The organism is Treponema sp. J25 (assembly GCF_004343725.1).
Classification (GTDB): Bacteria; Spirochaetota; Spirochaetia; order Treponematales; family Breznakiellaceae; genus J25.
Genome location: NZ_PTQW01000017.1, coordinates 33,990 through 56,485 on the forward strand (window position 1 = coordinate 33,990; position 22,496 = coordinate 56,485).

General features: G+C 47.8%; 17 protein-coding genes. 3 read left to right on the forward strand and 14 right to left on the reverse strand.

What is annotated here, in order from left to right; all coding sequences use genetic code 11:
* Positions 1–15 precede the first annotated feature (15 nt).
* The 8 genes from C5O22_RS06570 to mutS form a co-directional block, all read right to left on the reverse strand.
* Positions 16–804: an FAD synthetase family protein gene (locus tag C5O22_RS06570; RefSeq protein WP_132780416.1), complete on the reverse strand. Its 789-nt coding sequence runs from the start codon at positions 802–804 to the stop codon at positions 16–18.
* The gene (truB, locus tag C5O22_RS06575; RefSeq protein WP_165910439.1) at positions 779–1,666 is read right to left on the reverse strand and encodes a tRNA pseudouridine(55) synthase TruB; all 888 of its coding nucleotides are present in this window, start codon (positions 1,664–1,666) and stop codon (positions 779–781) included. Before truB ends, C5O22_RS06570 begins: the two co-directional genes overlap by 26 nt.
* A complete protein-coding gene (gene rbfA, locus C5O22_RS06580; RefSeq protein WP_132780418.1) occupies positions 1,650–2,009 on the reverse strand; it encodes a 30S ribosome-binding factor RbfA in 360 nt (119 codons plus the stop codon). Before rbfA ends, truB begins: the two co-directional genes overlap by 17 nt.
* A complete protein-coding gene (gene infB / locus C5O22_RS06585) occupies positions 2,002–4,770 on the reverse strand; it encodes a translation initiation factor IF-2 (RefSeq protein ID WP_132780419.1) in 2,769 nt (922 codons plus the stop codon). The genes rbfA and infB overlap by 8 nt, the downstream gene beginning before the upstream one ends.
* A 9-nt stretch (positions 4,771–4,779) precedes the next feature.
* The gene (gene nusA, locus C5O22_RS06590) at positions 4,780–6,249 is read right to left on the reverse strand and encodes a transcription termination factor NusA (RefSeq protein WP_132780420.1); all 1,470 of its coding nucleotides are present in this window, start codon (positions 6,247–6,249) and stop codon (positions 4,780–4,782) included.
* Positions 6,249–6,716 carry an LSm family protein gene (locus C5O22_RS06595; protein WP_132780421.1) on the reverse strand — a complete coding sequence of 156 codons (468 nt, stop codon included), beginning with the start codon at positions 6,714–6,716 and terminating at the stop codon, positions 6,249–6,251. Before C5O22_RS06595 ends, nusA begins: the two co-directional genes overlap by 1 nt.
* Before the next feature lie 115 nt (positions 6,717–6,831).
* Complete coding sequence (locus tag C5O22_RS06600) at positions 6,832–7,557, reverse strand: ComF family protein (RefSeq protein WP_132780422.1); 726 nt, start codon at positions 7,555–7,557, stop codon at positions 6,832–6,834.
* A 48-nt stretch (positions 7,558–7,605) separates the two neighbouring features.
* A complete protein-coding gene (gene mutS / locus C5O22_RS06605) occupies positions 7,606–10,296 on the reverse strand; it encodes a DNA mismatch repair protein MutS (RefSeq protein ID WP_132780423.1) in 2,691 nt (896 codons plus the stop codon).
* Positions 10,297–10,368: 72 nt separating this feature from the next.
* Between mutS and C5O22_RS06610 the strand changes: the two genes are divergently transcribed.
* Positions 10,369–10,866 (forward strand): STAS domain-containing protein, encoded by a 498-nt coding sequence (locus tag C5O22_RS06610; protein WP_165910440.1) that lies wholly within the window; start codon positions 10,369–10,371, stop codon positions 10,864–10,866.
* Positions 10,867–11,024: 158 nt separating this feature from the next.
* Here C5O22_RS06610 and C5O22_RS06615 read toward each other — a convergent pair whose 3' ends face one another.
* From C5O22_RS06615 to C5O22_RS06625, 3 genes are read right to left on the reverse strand one after another with little or no spacing between them, the layout of a single operon-like run.
* Positions 11,025–11,570, reverse strand: a complete 546-nt coding sequence (locus tag C5O22_RS06615) for an OmpH/Skp family outer membrane protein (RefSeq protein WP_132780425.1) — start codon at positions 11,568–11,570, stop codon at positions 11,025–11,027.
* A 15-nt stretch (positions 11,571–11,585) separates the two neighbouring features.
* Positions 11,586–14,078, reverse strand: coding sequence for an outer membrane protein assembly factor BamA (gene bamA, locus C5O22_RS06620; RefSeq protein WP_132780426.1), 2,493 nt, complete (start codon positions 14,076–14,078; stop codon positions 11,586–11,588).
* Positions 14,079–14,106: 28 nt separating this feature from the next.
* The gene (locus tag C5O22_RS06625; protein WP_132780427.1) at positions 14,107–18,498 is read right to left on the reverse strand and encodes a translocation/assembly module TamB domain-containing protein; all 4,392 of its coding nucleotides are present in this window, start codon (positions 18,496–18,498) and stop codon (positions 14,107–14,109) included.
* A 15-nt stretch (positions 18,499–18,513) separates the two neighbouring features.
* Here C5O22_RS06625 and tmk point away from each other — a divergent pair, with 15 nt between their 5' ends.
* Complete coding sequence (gene tmk, locus C5O22_RS06630; protein WP_132780428.1) at positions 18,514–19,155, forward strand: dTMP kinase; 642 nt, start codon at positions 18,514–18,516, stop codon at positions 19,153–19,155.
* The gene (locus C5O22_RS06635; protein WP_132780429.1) at positions 19,131–19,778 is read left to right on the forward strand and encodes a hypothetical protein; all 648 of its coding nucleotides are present in this window, start codon (positions 19,131–19,133) and stop codon (positions 19,776–19,778) included. Before tmk ends, C5O22_RS06635 begins: the two co-directional genes overlap by 25 nt.
* Positions 19,779–19,823: 45 nt before the next feature.
* Here the strand turns inward: C5O22_RS06635 and queA are convergent, their stop codons facing one another.
* The 3 genes from queA to ruvA are packed head-to-tail and all read right to left on the reverse strand — an operon-like array spanning position 19,824 to position 22,495.
* Positions 19,824–20,843, reverse strand: a complete 1,020-nt coding sequence (gene queA / locus C5O22_RS06640; protein WP_132780430.1) for a tRNA preQ1(34) S-adenosylmethionine ribosyltransferase-isomerase QueA — start codon at positions 20,841–20,843, stop codon at positions 19,824–19,826.
* Positions 20,818–21,879, reverse strand: a complete 1,062-nt coding sequence (gene ruvB / locus C5O22_RS06645; protein WP_132780431.1) for a Holliday junction branch migration DNA helicase RuvB — start codon at positions 21,877–21,879, stop codon at positions 20,818–20,820. Before ruvB ends, queA begins: the two co-directional genes overlap by 26 nt.
* 16 nt (positions 21,880–21,895) lie before the next feature.
* Positions 21,896–22,495 (reverse strand): Holliday junction branch migration protein RuvA, encoded by a 600-nt coding sequence (gene ruvA, locus C5O22_RS06650; protein ID WP_132780432.1) that lies wholly within the window; start codon positions 22,493–22,495, stop codon positions 21,896–21,898.
* Position 22,496: the final 1 nt, after the last annotated feature.

Sequence of the window (22,496 nt, forward strand, 5' to 3'; positions counted from 1 at the left end):
TCCTCTCCTTACAACCTATACCAAAAATTCAATACGATCACACTGCATTGTTTCCGGCAATCCCACTTTTCCATCCCGACAGATCACCGTACCTACCGTTCCTCGGGAAGATGAAGCAGCGACGCCATATACCGTGTACCGGCCTGGAGGCGGCATTATTCGGTGGGCCGCACCCACATCAAACCAGACCCTTCCTCTTTCCGGGGTTTGAGAAAGATCGGAAAGATCCAGTTCAACGTTTCGCCCGAGAAGAACCGTTGCCTCGACGAGGTTACCCGATCCAATCTCGTTGCGGATACGACTGGAACTTACCGGCGCACCTCCTATCATGAGTGAAGGAACAATCTGAGTTTCTATTCCTTTCGACTCAAGCAAGCCTTTGATAGCAGGTGCATCCGTATCCAATCCATTCCCGCAGCGAAAATTGCTTCCCACTGCAAGATAATGCAGATTACCACGGTCTTGTAATAGATCTAAAAAATCCTTCCCGCTTAGTTTACTGAAATTTTGAGAAAAGTCAACCAGCACTACAACCTGGATTCCATAGTACTCTAAAAGGCGGAGTTTTTGAGAAATACTGAGGATATCTCCCCGGTATAATGCGGGATACAGAACCTTTTTGGGATTTTGGACAAAAGTAATCGCCATCGGAACAAGTGTGGGAGCCTTCCGGGTTATGTGAGCAATAAGAGCCTGATGACCTCGATGAAGGCCATCAAAGACTCCAATGGTAGCCGCCGTCGGATACGAAAGCGGGGCCGCACAAAATTGTTCCCAGCTAAGGATGGTCATAGACACACCCATACCTCCACAGGGTTCCCTCTCGCTGAATGATAGCGATCAGTTCCTCCTGATCTTGTACCAGGGCAACAAGGAGTTTTTCTTCCGGCAGGTTGGGAATGCAGCGATGGGGCGGAACCCCCTGTCGAATCGCCCTTATGACCGCCCCGTCAGAAACATGGTAGACTTCCATTCCGAGACGGCGGGCCAGTTCTGCGTTGGGACGTTGTAAGGGGAAGCCCCTTTCTCCCGACCCAGGAACCGCATCTTTAAGATGAAATGGTCCCACCGCCAGGCGACACAGCCGTTCAACATAGGCACAGGAAGCGGCCTCGCGAGCCAGGTCCCGGGCAAGAGAACGGATATATGTTCCCTTAGAACAATGAATTACAAGACGGGCCCTGCCCTCTATAAAATCCAGAAGTTCCAGGGCATAGATAGTAACCGGTCGCGGCGCCAGTTCCACAGATTCGCCCCGTCGAGCCCGTTCGGAGGCCCGCTTTCCTTCAACATGAAGGGCCGAATATGCAGGTGGAACCTGTTCATAGGTGCCTCGGAAACGATTGATCGCTTCTTGCAGATTCTCAAGAGAAGGGACTGGTCCTTCTCGAACAATTGCCCCCTCCGGATCAAGGGTATCCGTTTCTCTGCCAAAACGGATAGTGGCCTCGTACCATTTATCAAGGGAGGTAAAATAAGGGAGCAAACGGGTTGCTCGCCCCACCGCTACCACGAGGAGCCCCGAGGCAAACCGATCCAGGGTACCCGCGTGGCCCACCTTGCCCGTTTTATAGTACTTTTTTATGGCGTGGAGGGTTTCAAAGGAGGTATATCCTTCTGCTTTGTGAATAAGCACCAACCCACTTGCATCAGTCTCCCGATTCACTATGAAGCCCTTCAATCTTTTTTATAATTTCGAAGCCCTCTTGAATACTGTGATCCTCATGAAACCGAAGTCGGGGGGTCTGCCGAATATGGAGGGCCAGGTTAAGCTGGGATTGAATAAACCCCGCCGCATGTTGGAGGCCCGCAATTCCCCGATGTAAGGCCCGTTCTGACTTAAAAGTTGAAACATATACATCCGCGTAGGAAAGATCCCGGGACACCTCCACCCGGGTTATACTGAGTAAGGTATCTACCCGGGGGTCCTTTATCTTTCCCGATACGATAAGTTCTCCAATTTTCTGTTGAATGTATTGATTTATCCGTTCTAATCGATGCTCAGCCATTCTCCTGCCCTAATTTTCTTGCCACCTGGACAACCTCAAACACCTCAAACTGATCTCCCACCTGGATATCATTGAAATTCTCTAAGCCGATACCGCATTCATAACCGGCCGCCACTTCTCGTACATCATCTTTGAATCGTTTAAGAGAGGCTATTTTACCGGTATGAATAACGATACCTTCGCGGATAACGTTGACACTGGCTGTCCGTTTCACGGTCCCTGATAGGACATAACAACCGGCCACCGTACCCACCTTTGGCACCTTGAAGGTTTCTCGCACTTCCACCATCGCAATGACTTCCTCTTTAGTATCGGGTTTGAGGAGTCCTTCCATGGCTTGCTGAATTTCTTCGACCGCTTTGTAAATGATGTTATACTTACGGATTTCTACTTTTTCTTGGTCCGCCAAGGCCTTCGCCTGCGGAGTAGGCCGTACGTTAAAACCAATAATAATGGCGTTTGAAGCGGCCGCGAGGTCCACATCTCCTTCGTTAATTGCCCCCGGGAGAGCCTGAATAACATTGAGCCGAACCTCCTTGGTAGAAAGTTTTTCCAGGCTTGAACGGAGGGCTTCTACCGATCCCTGGACATCTCCCTTAATGATTACCTTAAGTTCCTTTATTTCCCCATCGGAGATGGTATCATACAGGTTGTCCAGCGTAATTTTCTTGATGTTCTTCGCATCCTCGAACCGCTTCAGTTCCTGCCGTTTGGCAGAGATGCTCCGGGCGGTTCGTTCGTCCTCTACCACTTGCAGAGGATCCCCCGCGTTGGGAATTCCATCGAAACCAAGGACTTCTACCGGCATGGAAGGAGTGGCCTCTTCAATACGAAGCCCCTTATCGTTAAAGAGGGCCCGTACTTTTCCAGCCCACACCCCTGCCACAAAATTGTCTCCTACTCGGAGGGTTCCTCGCTGCACGATAACGGTAGCCACGATTCCCCGTCCATGATCGATCCGGGATTCAAGAATTTTACCTTCCGCCCGACAGGTATAATTGGCTTTCAGTTCCAGAATTTCCGCCTGGAGCAAAATGGCATCGATAAGTTTATCGATACCCAGCTTTTTCAGGGCAGAAATCTCAACAAACATGGTCTGTCCACCCCACTCTTCGGGCATGAGTCCCAATTCGGAAAGCTGGGTCTTTACCCTATCGGGGTTCGCTTCGGGCTTATCAATCTTATTGATTGCTACGATAATGGGAACCTTTGCTTCCTTTGCGTGGTTTAATGCCTCGATTGTCTGAGGCATCACCCCATCGTCCGCCGCTACCACGAGAACCACGATATCCGTAACCTGGGCTCCTCGGGCCCGCATCCGGGTAAAGGCTTCGTGTCCCGGCGTATCAAGGAAGGTAATGGCCCCATGGGGGGTTTCTACCATATAGGCACCGATATGCTGAGTAATGCCCCCGAATTCGGTGGACGCCACATCACTACTTCGTATGGCATCGAGGAGCTTGGTCTTCCCATGGTCCACATGGCCCATCACCGTCACAATAGGAGGACGGGGTTTTAGGTCTTCCTGCCTATCCGCTTCGCTTTCGATGACCGTTTCATCGTAGAGACTAACAACTTTCACCTCACAGCCATATTCTGAGGCAAGAATCACCGCCGTTTCCGCATCGATCTGTTGATTGATGGTAACCATCATCCCCATGGACATGAGTTTCTGAATGAGATCGGAGGCTTTCAGGTTCATCTTTTTAGCCAGTTCGGCTACCGAAATAACCTCGGTAATCTCAATCGATTTGGGGACTGGATTCGTAACGGTGGTCGTTTTTTTCTTAAGCTGGAGGAGTTTTTCCTCCATCTCCTCTTCTTTCCGTTGATAGACCGTCTTCTTTGCCTTAAAGGTCTTTTTTGCCGCCGGTTTCCCTTCCATGACAGGAACCACCGGTGCACCGAGGGGCCGGCCGGGGGCTCCGGGCCGAGGACCACCACCCATTCTTCCCGGCATTCCAGGTCTTTGACCACTCCGACTCTGAGGGGCCCCTCGTCCTCCGCTCCCCGAACCGTCTCGATTCCCTTCCCGGGGTACGCCAGTTCCGGGGGCATTCCGATCCCGATTGGGGAAACTACCTGCCGGAGCCCCCGGCCGGCCCGGGGTTCCGCTCCTTCCACCGGGAGCCCCCCGTTGGGTCCCAACGGGTCGTCCCCCTACTCGACCAGCTGCCGCCGCCGGTCGCTGCGGAAAAGGAGGAGCGTTAGTTGAGGAAGAGGTCCCCGGGGAAGAACTCGTCGGCCGTGCGGCTGGTTTTTCAGCACTTCCCCCGCTCTGCGAACCTTCAGAAGACTTTTCCACAGCTTTTGATTCTTCCTGAGGTATCGGTGCTTCATGCTTTGGCTTTTCCTGTTTACCTGCGGGAGTCCCTACCGGTTTTCCTCCCACGACACCTGCCGCTACGGCTGGTCGCTGTTGCACAGGCAGAACAGAAACCGTCTTTTTAGTATCCCCCGAATCCTGAGAAGAGGCGCCCTCCCCCTTCTCCTGGGCCGTCGTATGAACCACCACCTTTGGCTGAGGCTTTTTTGAAACCGTTCCCCCTGCGTCGGCACTGCCTTGAGCACTTCCTGCCGCCCCTGGTTGGGATGCACCAGAGGGAGGGGTCTTTTTTTTCACTACCACTACTTTCCGTTTTTCGCTTCCCTCAGAGCTTCCTTCCTTTGGAGATGGATTCCCCTCAGGAGATGCGGCCGATTTAGCGTGTTTAATCAATTCTACCTTTGGTTTATTTGTCGTATCAAATTCCTCAGCCATATATCACCTTTATTCTTCATCCTCATATTCAAAGCTTAACCCTACCCCACAGTTCGGACAGGTGGTCATATCGAGGGTTATCTTTGCACCACATTCAGGACATTCATATTCCTCTTCTTCTTCCGAAGAAGCTACCTCTTCTTGATCTTCCCTTTCCTCCTCAGGGGCGGGCTCTTCTTCTACCACAACCTCAACATTTTCGTCGATAAGCCGCTGCAGTTCTTCAATCTGTTGTGGAGAGATTCCCTGCAAGTTCTGTAGTTGTTCGTCGGTTAACTCAAGGAAATCTTCGATGTATTCTATCCCGTTCTGCAGGAGAAGGTCCACCACCACCGGGTCGACACCGGGCAATTCTGCGATGCGGCTGATATCTTCTTCGTACCCTTCTTCTTCTCCGAAGAGCTGCGACACCGCCTTGCGGGACTCGGAATAGATATCCATGCTCTCATACTGGGATTCGGTTTTTACATCGATGTTCCAGTCGACAAGACGATTTGCAAGCCGTACGTTCAAGCCCTGTTTACCAATGGCAAGGGAAAGCTGGGAATCGGCCACAATCGCCAGGGCTTGCCGCTTTGCCTCATCCAGGATAATAACATCCTTGACCTCTGCCGGAGAGAGGGCATTCTTTATGAACTTTCGGGGATCCGTTTCGTACTTTAATATATCAACCTTTTCGCCTTCCAGTTCCTTGATGATAGTCTGAATCCGTACCCCCTTAAGACCCACACAGGCTCCCACAGGGTCTACCTCTTCTCGTTTGGAGTATACCGCAATTTTGGTTCGATAGCCCGGCTCCCGGACAATCTTATGAATTTCCACAGTTTTATCATAAATTTCAGGAACCTCTAGCTCCAGGATAGCCCGCACAAATTCGGTATGCGTCCGGGAAAGCACGATCTGAAGCCCCGAGGGTCCCTTGGTTACTTCCACAATCAGGGCCTTGATTCTGTCGTTCGGTCGATACACTTCTCGAGGGGATTGGTATTTTTTGGGAAGGATCCCTTCGGCCTTGCCGAGATCAACATAAATCGTTCCATTCCGTTCCCGTTGGTAGTACCCAATGATAATCTCGCCCACTTTATCTTTAAATTCCGAATAGAGACTATCCTTTTGAATCTCCCGGATTGATTGATGGGCTGTTTGTTTTGCGCTCTGAACCGCCCCCCGATCGAATTCTTTAGGGTCTATCTCTATGAGAATTTCATCTCCTATCTCGGCTTCTGGATCGAGTTGGCGAGCCTCCTCTAAAGTTATCTCCGTAACAGGATCTTCGAGCTCTTCTACAATCTGTTTTTTTGCATAGATAGCGACTTCCCGATTATCATCACTAAAGCGAATGACCGCATTCTCCGTGGTCCCAAATTTGCGTTTATATGCCGCTAAGAGGGTGTTTTCTATAGTTTTAAGTACTAACTCTTCCGAGAGTCCCCGATCCTGTACCAACTGACGGATCGCTTCTGACATATCTGTTGCCATTAGTTTGCAACCTCCTGAGAATGATCTAAACGGGCCTTGATGATGTTTTCATAGGGAATTTCCATCAGTTCTCCCTTTTTCCGTAACACAAGATGGGTAGTGTCGGCCCTTGCGATAACCCCTCCACACCAGTCGTTCGTATTCTGAAGATAACAGCGGACCCCCTTTCCCACATACAGAGGAAATTCGGAAGCATCCTTTATAGATCGATTGATGCCTGGCGACAGCACTTCGAGGTATACCGACTCACCGGGGAACGCCAGTTCGACCCGGGGAATAATGGCCCGGTGCACCCGGGAACAGTCATCAATACCTACCGATCCCTCTGTTTTGCTAATAATCACCTGCACCGCCGTTTTTCCCTTTTGGTGATGCACTTCCACGTCCACGAGCAACAGCCCCAGTCCCTGCACCACCGTATTGAGGGAGGCATAAAGGCTATCCCTTTCTTTTATGGTATACGTCACTACTCCACCTACAAAAAAGGAGTCGCTTGCACGACTCCTTTTTTCTATCCAAAATCTTTTATCGTGATCTTACTCTATCCTTTCTCTCATGCTTTGTCAACGGGCATGGGAGATACTAATCATACAAAAGGGTAAGGGCAATAATATGCCGGGCCCCCGCCCTTCGGAGGGTAGCCGCACAGGCTTCGAGGGTCGCTCCGGTAGTAACCACATCATCAAAAAGGATAAGCTGTTCGGGAATGTTCCCACATACTTCGAAATTGCCACGCATGTTTTGTTCCCGTTCTTGCCGGTTTAATCTTTTTTGAATCCTTCCGGACCGTCGTCGTAAACAGGAAACCACGGAAAGAGAAAGCCCCTCCTTTCTCCCTATTCTCGGAAGGTATCTCCCAATCTCAGCTATCTGGTCCCAGCCGGTATGTCGTATTTTTCCCGGTCGGGGAGGAACAGGAACCCAATATAATCGAGAAGAAAAAGAAAGAGGAGTATAATCAAAACAAAATAGACTGTTAATCATCTGCTGGGCCAGGAAATACGCAAGGCTCCGATGACCTTCAAATTTATAGGTCGCCAGGAGTTTTCGATATGGTCCCTCATAGGGGTATAGGGCATACATCTTATCGTAAGACCGGGGTCCCCTATCCCGGCATTCCATACATCGTTCTTGTTCTGAAATGAGCGGACGTCCACAGGAACGACACCGTTCGCCCCGGTAGGGAAGAAATAACGATGCACAGGCGCTACAAAGGCCAGACAGAAGTTCCTTTTTAAAGACGAGGGGGATTCCACACAGAGGACAGGAAGCACCCCATAGCCAGGAAAGATACCGTAACCCCATCATCCATAACTAGAGGAAGTTTTTCCTTCCCGCATGAGTTTTTTCTATTTTTTATTCAAAAAGATCCTTCTCTTTTGGATAGGAACGATGGGGCGCCTTTTGGCTCTGTTTTAAAAGAAACTCCTTCCAGGCATAAATCCGCCCCAATGCTTCCAGGGGAGTAAGACGGTTGGGGTCAAGGCGAAGCAATTCTTCCAGAATAGGATGGGGCTTTTCTTTCTTTTCTGACGGGGTAAGGGGAGCAACTTCCCTTTTTTCAGCTTCCCCCTGAGGCGCCCCCTGAAACGTATCGATATGGTGCTGGAGGAGTTCTTCCTGTTCGCTCAAGGCTTTCATAATCTCCATTGCCCGTTCAAGCACGTTTGGAGGAATTCCCGCAAGCTGGGCCACATGAATCCCGTAGGATTCGGTCGTTGCCCCTTCCTTCAATTTTCTCAGGAACACAATAGTTCCATCCCGTTCTTCTACCCCCATAGAACGATTCATCATCCCCGGATGTTCTAGTCGAGAAAGCTCGTGGTAATGGGTGGCAAACAGGGTTCGACATCGAATGTGTTCAAGGAGTTCTTCACAAACGGCCCAGGCAATGGCAAGACCATCCTTTGTTCCCGTACCACGACCAACCTCATCCATGATAACCAGGCTTCGCTTCGTGGCGGATCTCAGAATACGGGCCGTTTCATTCATCTCTACCAGGAAGGTCGATTCTCCCCGGGCCAGGTTATCCGAGGCCCCTACCCGACAGAATATTTTATCCACCACCCCAATACGGGCTTCCCTGGCAGGAACAAAACTGCCCATCTGGGCCATAATCGTAATAAGGGCGCTCTGCCGAAGGTATGTGGATTTTCCTGCCATGTTTGGACCCGTAATGAGGGCAAAAAAGAAGCCCTCCCCATCAAGGTCGGTATCGTTGGGGATAAATTCTCCCCGGGGAAGGTGGGCTTCCACTACCGGATGGCGTCCTTCTTTAATACAAAGCCGGCAAGATTCATCTATTTCGGGGGCATTCCAGCCATAGAGGGTCGCTGCCCAGGCAAGGGAAGCGGTTACATCAATTTCCGCAATCCGTCGGGCCCCATCCAAAAGGAGGGGTATCGATTCTTTGGCTTTTTCTCTAATCTCGAGAAAGAGATTTTTTTCTAATTCGATGCTCCGTTCTGCAGCTCCTTCAATTTCAGATTCAAGGGCCATGAGTCGTTCGGTTGTAAATCGTTCTCCACCGGCGATCCCCTGACGACGAATAAAATACGGAGGAACCAGAGTCAGGTTCGCACGGCTTACCTCAAAATAGTAACCGATAAGACGGTTATACTTCATTTTAAGATTGGTGATACCCGTCTTTTTTCGCTCTTCCTCAAGATACTCTTCTAATAGGCTCCGCCCTTTTTGTTGAAGCTCCTTTAGGTGATCCAGTTCCTTGCTATACCCTTCTCGAATAAGATTTCCTTCGGTAAGAAGCACCGAGGGCTCATCACAAATGGCCTGTTCCAGAAGATGCTGCAATGCGACAAGCTGGCTCTGTTCCTGGCTCCCGAGCTTTAACTCATATTCAGAGGGAAGCCCACATTCATCAATAAGTTTCTGGAGGCGATGGAACTGTGCCAGGGCAGTCCTGATAGCCACGAGATCCTTCCCATGGGCCTTATCCATGGCAAGACGGGCTGAAAGGCGTTCCAGATCCGGGATGCGAGAAAGGAGTTCCCGAATTTGGGAGAGCCGTCCTTGATCGTGGTAGAACAGTTCCACCATGCGAAGACGAAGATGAATGGCACTTTTCTCCCGCAGGGGATGCAAAATTCGCCAGCGAAGGAGTCGCTTCCCCATGGAAGTCTTGGTGTGATCCAGAACTTCAAAAAGGGTGTACCGACTATCCCCCTCCCGTTGATTCTGGACAAGTTCCAGATTCTTCTGGGAGGCTTCATCTATGGCAACAAAATCCTCTTCCCCGTATACATGGAGGGAACGAACATGGGGAAGCACACTTCGGGCAGTTTCATCCAGATACAACAGAATAGCACCGGCACTGAGAATTTCAGGGGATCCCTCCTCAAGCCCAAAGGCTTTAAGGTTCACCGCCTTAAATTGTTTGAGCAGCCGCTCATAACACTGATAGGAATCAAATACCCAATCGGGCCAGCGGTTTATAACCAGGTCCCCATACTCATGGAGTATGGCCTGAATCGATCCTTGTTCTTCCAGAAGAGACTCCTGGATAATAAGCTCCCGAGGAGCAAGCCGACCTAATTCCCGACGAATACGTTCTTCATGATCCAGGGTATCTGGGTTCTCCTGAAAATGGGTTGTCCAGAACTCACCGGTCGATAACTCTATATAAGAAAAGGAAAAGAACCCATTTTTATAGACTAAGGAGGCCAAGTAATTAGCGGTTCCCCGCTCAAGAAAATCCTCATCTACGGCGGTACCGGGGGTTACCACCTCGACCACCTGGCGTTCGATGAGCCCTTTCCCCTTTCCTGGCTCAGTGACCTGTTCGCAGATAGCGACCTTCTTTCCCAGGTTTAAAAGGCGGGCAATATAGGATCGGGCCGCATGGTAGGGAACCCCACACATAGGAAGTCCATTCCGACTGGTAAGGGTAAGATTAAGCAGGGAAGAAACCTCGAGGGCATCTTCCGCAAACATCTCATAAAAATCCCCCAGCCGGAAAAAAAGGACCATATCCTGATAGTCCCGCTTAATTTTTCTGTACTGTTCAACCAGTGGAGTTGTTTCTATCATGGGAGTTGCATTATACGCCAGGATGATTTAAAGTACAACTGATAGTGTGTGGAAAGAGCAAAGGAGTAGATTGTGGCTGAGTCATTATTATACACTGAAGAAAAGGGTGTTCTCTATATTAAGGCGGTGGGACATATAACCGCGGCCCTCTGTGCAGATCTCCGGGAAATTGTTTTTTCTCGCTTAGATTCGGCACCGCCAGTGCAGGATCTTTATATCGATCTTTCTCAATGCGACTATATGGACTCTACGTTTATGGGGTTGCTGGTGGGCTTTAATAAACGGCTCGTACGATCCGCAAAACATCCCATTACCATCGTCCAGCCATCAGAGGCAGCACGGAATTTGCTGTCCGCTCTCGGTATCGTCAGTCTCGTTAAAACCTTGGACACCGCCGTAGAATTCCCCAAAAACATGATCGATGTAATTCAAACCAAGAAGGCAGAGCTCGACCTCTTGCTCCATACCCATGAAAATCTCATGGAAATCTCAGAAGAAAACCGTAAGAAATTTGCTACCCTTCATGCGGTCTTAAAAAGCCAGATGAAAGACCCTTCCAAGGGGCAATGATTTTTTCAGATTTCTTTCTCAAACGTAAAAAATACTTTCTGCCTTTTTGAAGGGGCGGACATTCTTCTTTTCACCAGGAAGGAGAGGGATCTGTCTGTTTTCCTAGGGGATTTTCACAGAACGGAGTGCCCCCTCCTCCTGTGAAAATCCCCGTACTTTTATTGTTTTCCGGCCTTGGTCAGAAGATTCTGCAAGACCTTATCTGTTATGTCCACAGAGGGACTGTACCAGATAATTCCCGTGGTATCTTTTATATTAAAAACCACACTGTATCCTTCACTTTCTGCAACAATCTTGATTTCATTGTATACTTGTTGCAAGAAACTACTCGATTGGGCGAGCTTTTTCCGCTGATCCTCTAATTCGGCGGTTTTAATCCGGTAGTATTCTTTAAGATACTCGGTTTTTTTATAAATCTCGTTATCTAATTGAAGAGCCCGACTGGAATCTTTTGCGGCCTCCGCTTCCAGTTTACTCTTTTGAAGGGCCTGGATTTCTTCGGTCATTTTGTTAATTTCTGCCTGAACCCGGGCACTTCGTTCTTCAAATTCCCGTACCGCTGCGGAATCCTTAAAAAAGGCGGTGTATATTTTGGGGACATCCACGACCGCCACCCGGGTTATCATTTGTGCATCCAGAGTAAAGGGAGTAAGTATCAGCCCCACTCCGATTATCAACACCATCAGTAATATATGCCTTTTCATATCTCCTCCTCTCTTCTAATATGATGAAAGAGCAAAGGAAAGTACAAAGTCCAATCCCCAACTCCCAATGCCTCCATCTTGCCACTGGATCTGATTATCCACAACTTTGAATCGTTTAGCTAGGCTAAATCGGAAGGGAAACTGAGGAATCGTAAATCGTAAGCCCGCCCCAAAACTAAAGCGGAAGTCTTCCAAAGAGAGACTACTTACAAAGCTCGCATAATCTTTTTTAATGGCCGCCGCATCAAAAAACCAGTCCAGAGCAAGTATATTGGGTACAAGGGGAAACCGCAATTCCGCCCAGTTTTCCCAAAGGGCCATTCCATAGGTAAGTCGCATACTGTACCATCCCCGTCCCACGAACATTCCATCTATTACCAGTTTGTTAGAATCTTCTATCTGAGGAGTGCCATCTACTATCTGGGGAAATATAAAAGAGACCCCCGAATGAAGTCCGAACACACCTTTAAAAGTAAAGGATTCTGAAAGAGGAATTCTAAAGAGGGTAAGGAAATATTCTGCCTTGGTATCGGTCCTCAGATAATGTTCCCAATCCGCAGGAAAAAGACCATACAGCCCAAGGCGCTGAATCGCATAAAAACCAGAAGAAGGATCATACGAAATATCCCGATTATCAAGTGATACCATTGACCAGATAGAATTGGAAGGAACCCAACGGTTATTCTTTTTTCGTAAGGTAGGATCAAAGGGACGATAAAGGGTCTCATCATAGGAATTGTACACAATACCGAGACGCAGTCCTCCTCCCACATTCAGGTTCCCCATCGGTGTACCAAATCTATACCCCGTTGAAAATCCCAGGGAGAATTTCCATTGGTCATAGGACATGAGGTATTCATCAAGGGGAGTCTCATCGCTATTTACGTATTGTTCGTAACTGTCAAAACCATCAGGATATGCATAATCCTCGTCGCCGTTAAAGATCGGAGCCAACGAATCCATGAGGGCCGTCTTAGTACTATGATTGAAGGTAAAATCGTAGGAACCACTCAAAGGTACTCCAAACATCCAGCGCTGGGTATAGGTAAAACTAACCAGTTGGGTGTTCGGCGAGGCGGTGAGTTCCAGGCCAATGGTATTGCCTCCACCTAAAAAGTTCCGGTCGTTATATTTTAGAAGTCCCGATATGGGGAAGGCTTTTGGATCGGAGGAACCAGAGAAGGTAAGACCAAATTGGATATCCGTGGTAGGTTGTTCTTCTACATTAAAAACGAGATTCATAAGGTTTTCCGCACTTCCCTGGGGAGTGTCAGGAATAATAGACGAAAAATACTGAAGATTATATAGATTTCTCAGTCCATCAAGAACTTTGTTTTTAGAAAAAATATCTCCGGGTTCAAGAGGAATTTCTCGAAGAATTACCTCTTCTTTTGTTTTTTTGTTTCCTCGAATAATAATATTTTCGATGTATGCCCGGGGCCGCTCCACAATGGTGATAGTGTAATCGATGGTCCCTGCTTCTTCATTCCGTTTTTCAGTACGGGTAATGGTATTAAAAATATATCCGTTTTCATAGTACAGGTCTGCCACCCGCTGCATATCTGCTTCAAGACGTTGGGCATTAATCGGTTGTTGTGGCTTTGCACTTATGAGACCCTCAAGTTGTTTGGTAGGAAACAGTTTATTACCCTCAAAGGTTATCTTCCCCAGGGTATACATTTTTCCCTCAAATATTTTAAACGTGAGGGTCATCAAATTTCGGCCCTGTTCATCCTTCCTTGTTTGTTTATATACATCTACCACTCGGGCATCCACATAGCCCCGGTTTCGGTAATACTGGGCAAGGGTGTTCTGATCCGCCAGGAGTTTTGCCTCCTGGAAAGCCCCATCATTAAAGAGAGACTTAGGTTTGAGAGAAAGCTGGGAACGGAGGGTATTTTCTGAAAAAACGGTATTTCCTTCAAAGCGGATAGCTTCAACAACAACCCGCTCACCTTCTTCAATAATGAAACGAACTTCTACGGTGTTTTGACCTTTTGCAGAAGTCCCTTCTATCACCTGAGATTGCACAGAAACATCGGGATAGCCCTTTTCAAGGTACTTATTACGAATAGCCTCTTCGTCAGCCCGCAATTTAATGGTATTTACCACCTCATTTTGTTTGATAGTGATAGCATCCTGTAGTTCCCCACTCCGAATAGCCGTATTCCCCTGAAACTGAATACGGGATACCACGGGCTTTTCTTTTACAATAAACTTCAAAATAACCGCCTGGGCTGTTTCATCTGCGGGGATAGCCCGGGGAGTCAGGGTATCAAAATACTCCAAGGCATACAGTTTCCCCTGCAATTCCCAAAAAAGAGTATCCGTAAAAAAACGTCCGATATAGGGAGAGGTAATACCTTCCAATTCAGAGGTACTTACATGTTGTAACCCTTCAAAGGTGATGTCTTTTATGGGCTTACCAATGTACCATTCATCGGATTGCTGGGCTCCAAGAAAGGTCCCTCCCAGGACAAAAACCAACACAAACCATAATCTGCGCATGGAAGCTCCTTCTTTCATTAAATTACTCTTAAAATGACCATTTCCATGTAATTGTCAATGACTGATCAGACATAAACAAATGCTCTTGATGTTTTGGCGTAATACTCCATTCTATCATGAAAAGAGGGGTTCTGAGTTCTAATCCCACTTCTGACTCGATAGACAACCCTCCTGCAAAGGTATTTGCCTGTTGTTCATCATACTTTAAAGAGACCAGAGATTGCAAGAACAAATCCGGCCCAAAGTACTTGCCAATATAAACAGTGGTATTATCAAAATAGTTACCAATCCCCCTGTTTTTCTGAAGGGTACCTTCTTCTGTAACTCCTGAAACCTGCACCAGGGCATTCTGGAGCACCTGGGTTCGAATAGAAAACATATCTAAACCCAGGGTAGAACGCACATTCTGTTCAAAATATCGCATAATTCCAAATTGGGTAAGAACATCCGAGGAAATCGTAAGAAGAGTTCCCTGTAACGAGGTTCCTACAACATTTTGCCCGAGAATCGAAAGAATTTCCGATTGAGAAAGGGCAGGACTCGATTCAAAACGGGGAATAAAACGAGAAAGAGGGGTATTATCCACCACCATCGTAATGGTAACCGGTCCATTTTCGGTGCGATCCCGCAATTCAGCCTGGATGCTTATGGAGGGATCCACTTTTATTTCATTTTCGTTAAAAACAAGTTTACCTCTTCGCAGGAAAAAGCTCCGTTGTAAGTAATACACTTCTCCCGTCCGTAATTGAATGGTACCACGAAGCGAAAAACGACCGGTCTGACTATTAGAAAGGACTTGCAAAGAAGAACCAGCATCACTATAGGCTCGAAGAATAGGGAAATCCTGAGAAGGCCAGAGGAAAGCCACATTTTTATCGGTATATATCATCAAGTTGGTAGTGATATGAGGTCCAGAGGAAGAAACATCTGTCTGCTTTAGTTCCTCGGGAAGGTACGTGATGGTGCTATTGGTTGCCCACAGGTTCCCCGTCAAAGCAAAGAGATCTTCTGTAAACGAAAGAGACAACGTACCATAGGCGAATCCCTTGGCTGTGATCCCCAAGAGGGCAATACGATAGGGGATGGCCTTTTCTCGTTCTGTTTGGATGGTGAGCTGAAAATTTTGAGGAATCCAGCGTTCAAATTGCATGGTCGTCGAAAGGATCGTCTCGCCTGTTGAGAATATTCCCCGGACCGGTTCAAGACGAAGTAGGGAATTTTCAACGACAAAATGAGCCTGTGGGACTGTACAGCTATCAGTAATCCACTCTGTAAGAGTAAACCGAAGATTTTCTCCGGTCACTGATCCTTCTATTTGAGGATCCTGGACGCTCCCAGAAAGTCGGAGATCTCCGATAAGGATACCTTGAGAAAAAGTAAGAAGGGTCTGAAAGGGAAGGTATTTCCACAAAGAGGGCACATCAACCACAAAAGAATGGATCTGAATATTCATCAGTTGATTCTGAATAGTCCCTTCAAATAATGCGTTAAGAGGAAGGGGCTTGGAAAGAGACCCATAGAGGTTCCCTTCTCTATCCAGACGAATTGAAATTGCCTCTCCTGGCCCCCCATAGATAAGCATATGCTGCCGATCCTGTTCGTAGTGCAAAGAAAAGGGTTCTACCGGCTGGTTATCCCAGGTACCTTTGGTAAGAGAGAACACACTCACCAGCGGGGTCGTATAGAACTCAGGAGTGAGAAAATCGGCCCAGGAAGAAGGAGAAGTAAAGGTACTCCGATTTTCAAAAAATATATTACTTTCCTTACCAAGGAGGGGGCCCGTTATTTCTCCTGTGAAAGTCAATACACCCTTTTGTCTATCCAGCACAATATTAGAAAGGATTCCCTGTAGCTGTCCATATTGAATACTGGTTTTTTCGCTGAGAAGTTCCTGGTTATCCAAAGAACCAAGGGAGAACAGGGTATATTCCTGGTCATTAAGCAGCACCTTTACCGTTGGAAGAGCCCAGGAAAAATTAAATTGTCCCTTTTCATCAGCTACGTATCGTAGTTCACCAGTGGCTGATTTCACCGGGACCGTCGGAGAAAAGCGGCCCGCCAATGCTCCTTTAAAATTCAAACGGACTTCCAAGCCGCCAGCCTCAGGGGTAACCACTTCTAGCTGGTACTGTTCACCCGTGATAGCGTTTGAAAGAGCAAGGGAACCCTTCATTTTTTTCTGGAAAAGACCAGTAACCGTTAGTTCCCCATCAAGAATGGGCTGATTTACCTGTCGTATCTCCTGGAAACCAATACGAAGTTTTTCTGGTGACACAAGGCCTGATCCATAACAGGAAAAAGCAGGAATATCAAAAACATGGATATTCTGAAAAGAAAAGGAGGTAATATCTACATTCCATTGTTCAGGAGATACATACGAAAAAGAGGCTTCTCCTGAGAAATGGGGGTATTCTCTTATTGAAACCTTTGAATCTATCAAATCCAGGGGCAAAGGAAGCTGATCAACATTGAAATGCCCCTGTACCGCGCCCGAAGGGTCCAGAGCAAGGGTGGCCAGTAAACCATAATTCCCGCGCAAAGTAAGGTAACGACCATCCAGGAGTTCTCCATCGACGGTATACAAGAGATCTACATACTGAAAAGATGTTGAAAAAAGGAGACTCTGCCGATCTTCGTAGAGGAAATTGCCTGAAAAGCCCAGTTGTCCCCCTGTCCAGAAAAGACGCCCATCCTGAATGGAAAGCTCCCGGTTGGTTCCGGCCATCGAAAAAAGGAGGAATAAGGGATTCGTTCCACCGGTAGTCAACATGATACGGGGACTGGTAAAGGTTATATTGGCATGATCCGCAAGAATATAGATATCGGTGGTACAGGTCATGGGTGGACCAGGGAGTTCCTCTGGAAAAGACGGGATAAAGGTGTGAACCATACGCTGCATGGTTTCTAAAGGAACATCCCGTAAGGAAATCTGGGACTGCAAAAAATTATCAGAGAAGGTATAGCTTCCTTCAAGGGTAATTTTTGCAACCTGGACATTCTCATAGGACTCTATGTTTTTAAAAAGAAGGGTAGAAACAATCCCATTGATGGTGGATCCATCAAATGAAAAACGACCATCTAAGGCTGAAAGATGGGTGTTACCAATCTGTAAGTCCTCACTCCAAAGGATAAAATCCTTCTGTTCCTTTGAAAGACTTATCACGGTAGATACAAAAGGAGGGGCGGTTCTATCTTTCTGATACAGGGTAAGTGCCACTGTCCCTTCAGGACGGGCCGTAGGAATCTCGTAGTGCCCCTTATACTGGACAAAACCTTGAGGAAACGTAAGAGAGAGGTCACTAAAATACAGAGAACGAAGGTTCCCTTCCCCAATAACCTTAAGAGTGGCAGGTCCCAATGAGTAGGGAAGATTCACCATTCCCCGTAAATTTGCTTCATATGAAAGATCGTTGCGGGTAGGCCAATAGTTCACCAACACTTCTCCATCAAGAAGTGAAGGAATCCACTGTTGTACCGATTGCCAGCGGGATGAAAGTTTTATTATCGTAAAAGGATTAAATTGGGCGGTTCGAACCTTCAGGCTAGCCCTTTGTTCTTCCGGAAAAAAAGAAAAGCTAAAATCGTAGGGAAAAGCATCCCGTATTTTTTTTACTTCAATTTCATGGGGCTGATATCGAAGGGTAACCGAAAAGGGTTGTACCGTAAAATAGGCTGTTTCAGTGATGGTGGTCGCCAGGTTTCCCGAAACAGACTCTAAAGAAGGGTCTACGTCAAGACGATAGGAAAGCTCGGTCCGTAAAAGTCCTCCGGTAACATTGTCTTCAGGACCTTTGTATTGAAGAACCGTGTTTCCTTGAAGATGCAGCTGATCTGCATCGTGACTACGGAATGAGGCCGAACATGAAAAGGAAGATAGCCGTATTTCCCTTTCACTATCGTTCCGTATCAGTAGTTCTCCCTGAACAATTCGAAACGAAAAATTCTGAAAAGACCGTACTAAATTCTGGATATGCTGACTAAAAGGAACCCCTTTTCCCTGGCTAGTGGAGGACGTTCCTTCTTTCCCTATTTCTTTTAGTTGCAACTCAAGTCGGGGCTTATATAATTCTACCCGTCGCAGGGCTTCTTTCCAATCCTTCCCTCCCAGCAGGGCTCCCAGGGAAAACACTATCCTTACCCGATCTACCGAGACCACAAAGGGTTCTGTATCATGGGAGAGAATAAGACGATGAATTTCTAAATTTCCAAAGATATTTGCCCCCATGGAAGCATAAAAAAGAGAAAAACCTGTTTTTTCTTGTATGAGTTCAAGAAGTTCTCGCTGGATAGAATGGGTACGAGCTACAATACCCCGTTGGAAAAGAACCCCCAGCCCGGAAGAAAGGAACAACACTATCAAAAAACTTCCTATTACCACGAGAAACGAAGGGCTTTTGTCTTTCTTCTTTTGCTGCTCCATGGTATAACCGTTCCTATGATACTACAAAACTTTGTGGTACTGGAAGGTACCGATGGGAGTGGAACAACCACCCAGCTTGAACTGTTACAAAAAAAACTACCCTCCTCTTTTTTTGTGGCGACCTTCGAGCCTACAAAAGGCCCTATTGGGAAGCTCCTTCGGGAGAGCCTTCGGGGAAAGATTCCATTAGAACCAAAGACCCTGGCCTATCTTTTTGCGGCGGACCGGCAAGAACACTTATATGCCCCTGAGGGAATTGTATCACACTGTCAGCAACAAAAACTGGTAATAAGCGACCGGTATGTTCCCAGTTCTCTGGTATACCAGGGACTTTTTTGCGGCGATGCGGTAGTAGAACAATTGAATCAGGATTTTCCGTATCCGGAACTGCTATTATATTTTCGACTTCCCCCTGAGATAGCCGCAGGTCGATACGAACAACGCTCGGAGCGGGATATATATGAGCGACTAGATTTTCAAAAAAAGATCCACCAGCGGTATGAAACGGTACTTCCCCGTTATTGCGAGAAAGGAGGAACCCGTTGTATCGTGATTGATGCAACAAAAAGTATCGCAGAGGTGGCTGAGGAAGTATGGAGGGCCCTCTCACATATGCCGATACTAAAAACGATATGCGAAGCAGGAACATCACAATAACCAGAGGCAAACGACGACAGGGTATTCTTTTAGCCATTCTGTTCTTGATCGGAATAGGGGGAGACACCGCCAGAGCCTACTATGTCCAGTACAAAGAACAGTACTATCGGTTATTTCATCTTCATTACATCCAGTATCCCGATGATACGATGGAAAACATCTACTGGCTTGAAAAGGCCCTGACCGCAGATTTTTGTAATCCCCTGTATGCCCTTGCCCTTATTGAAAACAAAACTCAATGGGAAAAATATCGCTACCTGTTTATGATGCATATCAATCTAAAACTCATAGAGCAATACCTCTTGCTGGGAAACAAGTGGAACAAACGGAATGCCTATTTTTACAATGCCCCGTGGAAAGAGCAAAACCTGGAAAGCCTTAAAACCGCCGAAACCTGTTACCGCACTGCCCTTTTCTACTGGAAAGAGGCCATCCAGTGGGCAGAAAAGGCAAACGATAAGCGGTTTCGCTTTATTAACCTGGAACGGGTGCAATTCTGGGAAGATGAGGCAGCCCGCATCGCCGATGGGTCTTTAAATTACCAGAAAACCATTGAACGGGAACTGGCGCTCCTGCAAAAGGTGCGCGAGCAGTTTGAAGCAATGGACGAAAATACTTATTAACAGGTTAACAGGGGGCGCTAGAAAAAAGGTCCCCGGCGGAGGTCTTTATTGAATATACATGGCATCCCCATAGCTAAAAAAACGATACTGCTCCTGGATTGCCGCCTCATAGCTCTGGAAGATGAGATCCTTCCCCGCAAAGGCACAAACGAGCATGAGCAAGGTTGATTCAGGGGTATGAAAATTGGTAAAAAGCTGATCCACCACTTGAAAATGATAGCCCGGATAAATAAATATCCGCGTCTTCCCGCTTTCCGCATGCAGGGCCCCGTCTCTCCATGCGGACTCTAACGTCCGAACGCTTGTCGTACCAATCGCAACCACCGGCCGTCCTTCCTGTTTTGCCTGGTTTACCAGTTGGGCCGTTTCCAGGGGAACGGTGTAGCACTCTTCATGCATCTGATGATCCTCTACCCGCCTGCTTCGTACGGGTAAAAAAGTTCCCATCCCCACATGAAGGGTAACAAAGGCCCGTACAATACCCCGCCGGTCAAGCTCATGAAGGATCTCTTCGGTAAAGTGGAGCCCCGCCGTCGGGGCCGCTACAGAACCAACTTCCCGGGCATATACGGTTTGATACCGTTCTTCGTCAGCCTGTTCATCCTTTCGCTTTATATAGGGGGGAAGCGGTATATGCCCATGCTGGTCGAGCCAGAGGTCATCTACGGGCTTATCAAATTCGAGGAGCACCTGCCCTTCCTTAAAATCGACGATAGTGCCCTCTCGTTCACCGGTAAATTGAAACTGTTCTCCCCTCTTTTTCTGCTTCATTTTTTTGGTAAGAGCCAGCCAACGGAAAGGAGACAGGGATTCCAAAAGGAGAAACTCTTCCTGCTTTTTATTTCGCAGAGAAGTCCCGTAAATACGGGCCTTCCGTACCCGGGAATTGTTGAATACTAACACCGCATTCTGAGGAAGAAGCTCAGGGAAATCTCGCATCCAGCGGTGTTGCCACGTCCGGGAAGAACGGGAGACTACCATCAACCGACTCTCTCCCCGTTGAGAAGAAGGATGCTGCGCAATAAGGTGGGAAGGTAAATTAAAAAAGAAATCCCCTGTTTCCATTCGTTTGAGGCTCCAGCTTAAGATGTTGATAGGCGAAGGGCGTTGCCATCCGACCACGAGGGGTTCGTTGCAAAAGCCCTGCCTGAATCAGGTAGGGCTCGTAGTAATCTTCTAGGGTTTCCACCGATTCTCCTACCGAAATGGCCAGGGTTTCAGCCCCCACGGGACCTCCCCCATAGCGCTCGATGATGATCCGCAAAATTTCCCGATCGTACCGTTCAAGGCCAAGCTCGTCTATTTCAAGACGGACAAGGCCCTCCGCTACGACCTCTTTGCTCACCGTTCCTCCCCCAAAAACCTGGGCAAAGTCCCGCATCCGACGGAGGAGCCGGTTTGCCACCCGGGGAGTCCCCCGACTTGAAGCAGCGATAAGACGAATGGCTCCTTCTTCGATGGGCACCTGAAGGATGTCGGCGGAGCGTCGCACTATCGCTTCCATGTCCGCCTGCTCATAAAAAGAAAAACGACAGGTGATGCCAAACCGACTAATAAGGGGACTCGAAACCATCCCCGCCCGGGTGGTGGCCCCTACTAACGTAAAACGGGGAATGGGAATACGGATAGTCCGGGCACTTGGACCCTGGCCTATAACCCAATCCAATTCATAATCTTCCATCGCAATATACAACATTTCTTCGATGGTGGGTTTTAAGCGATGGATTTCATCGATAAAAAATACCGTTCCTTCGGTTACGGTGGTAAGAATTCCTGCCAGGTCCTTCGGCTTATCCAGGGCAGGAGCGGAGGTAACTTTAAAGTCTACCTGGAGTTCATTTGCCACAATTTGAGCAAGGGTTGTTTTTCCAAGCCCGGGAGGGCCAATTAAGAAAAGGTGATCGAGACTTTCCTTGCGCTGCCGGGCGGCGGTAATGAAAACTGAGAGGTTATCTTTTATGTTTTTTTGGCCAATAAATTCTCGTAGATACCGGGGACGCAGGGATCCCTCCGTGCTATCCTCTTCAAGGACTGTTTCAGGATGCAGCAGCGAGACGGGATGGGCTTGATTTTTGGGGTCTCCTTTTTTTTTATGTTCCATAGAGAAATTCCTTCTCTCATTCACCGCTTAAAATGAGGATTGCCCGTTTAAAAAGGCGCTTTTCCCGTTCTTCCTGAGCAAGTGGCGCCCCATCCTGTAACTCCCGATTGGCCTGGAGTACCGCTTCCTGGGCGGCCCTTCGGTCATAACCCATGTTAGTAAGGGCCACCACAAGATCTTCATGGAGAGGAGGGAGCCCTTCTTTTTGAGGCGTTCCAACGAGTTTTCCCTTTAAAGAAAGGATAAGTTTTTGGGCTGTCTTTTTCCCCAAACCCGGCACTTCTTGTAATCGGAGAACATCTTCCTTCTCTAAGGCAGCCTCGAGGTCTTCATCACTAATACCGCTCAGGATTTTTATGGCCTGTCGAGGCCCCACACCCTCTACTTTAATGAGTTCCAGAAAGGTTTCCCGTCGCTTTTCGGTGGTAAAACCGAAGAGTTTCATCTGATCTTCCCGATGGTACAACCATACGACGAGACGCACCTCTGATCCTACAGGAGGAAGCTGTTCACTATCCAGGAGCGGTACGGTAATATCCCATTCAATACCACCGGTAGCAAGATACACCGTCTCTCCCATTCTGGCAGTAAGGATTCCCCGAAGGCTGTTAAACATG

Coding starts and splice junctions, on each gene's coding strand:
- C5O22_RS06570 (WP_132780416.1), bottom strand. CDS start 804: ATGGGTGTGTCTATGACCATCCTTAGCTGGGAACAATTTTGTGCGGCC.
- rbfA (WP_132780418.1), bottom strand. CDS start 2,009: ATGGCTGAGCATCGATTAGAACGGATAAATCAATACATTCAACAGAAA.
- infB (WP_132780419.1), bottom strand. CDS start 4,770: ATGGCTGAGGAATTTGATACGACAAATAAACCAAAGGTAGAATTGATT.
- nusA (WP_132780420.1), bottom strand. CDS start 6,249: ATGGCAACAGATATGTCAGAAGCGATCCGTCAGTTGGTACAGGATCGG.
- C5O22_RS06600 (WP_132780422.1), bottom strand. CDS start 7,557: ATGATGGGGTTACGGTATCTTTCCTGGCTATGGGGTGCTTCCTGTCCT.
- mutS (WP_132780423.1), bottom strand. CDS start 10,296: ATGATAGAAACAACTCCACTGGTTGAACAGTACAGAAAAATTAAGCGG.
- C5O22_RS06615 (WP_132780425.1), bottom strand. CDS start 11,570: ATGAAAAGGCATATATTACTGATGGTGTTGATAATCGGAGTGGGGCTG.
- bamA (WP_132780426.1), bottom strand. CDS start 14,078: ATGCGCAGATTATGGTTTGTGTTGGTTTTTGTCCTGGGAGGGACCTTT.
- C5O22_RS06625 (WP_132780427.1), bottom strand. CDS start 18,498: ATGGAGCAGCAAAAGAAGAAAGACAAAAGCCCTTCGTTTCTCGTGGTA.
- tmk (WP_132780428.1), top strand. CDS start 18,514: ATGATACTACAAAACTTTGTGGTACTGGAAGGTACCGATGGGAGTGGA.
- C5O22_RS06635 (WP_132780429.1), top strand. CDS start 19,131: ATGCGAAGCAGGAACATCACAATAACCAGAGGCAAACGACGACAGGGT.
- queA (WP_132780430.1), bottom strand. CDS start 20,843: ATGGAAACAGGGGATTTCTTTTTTAATTTACCTTCCCACCTTATTGCG.
- ruvB (WP_132780431.1), bottom strand. CDS start 21,879: ATGGAACATAAAAAAAAAGGAGACCCCAAAAATCAAGCCCATCCCGTC.
- ruvA (WP_132780432.1), bottom strand. CDS start 22,495: ATGTTTAACAGCCTTCGGGGAATCCTTACTGCCAGAATGGGAGAGACG.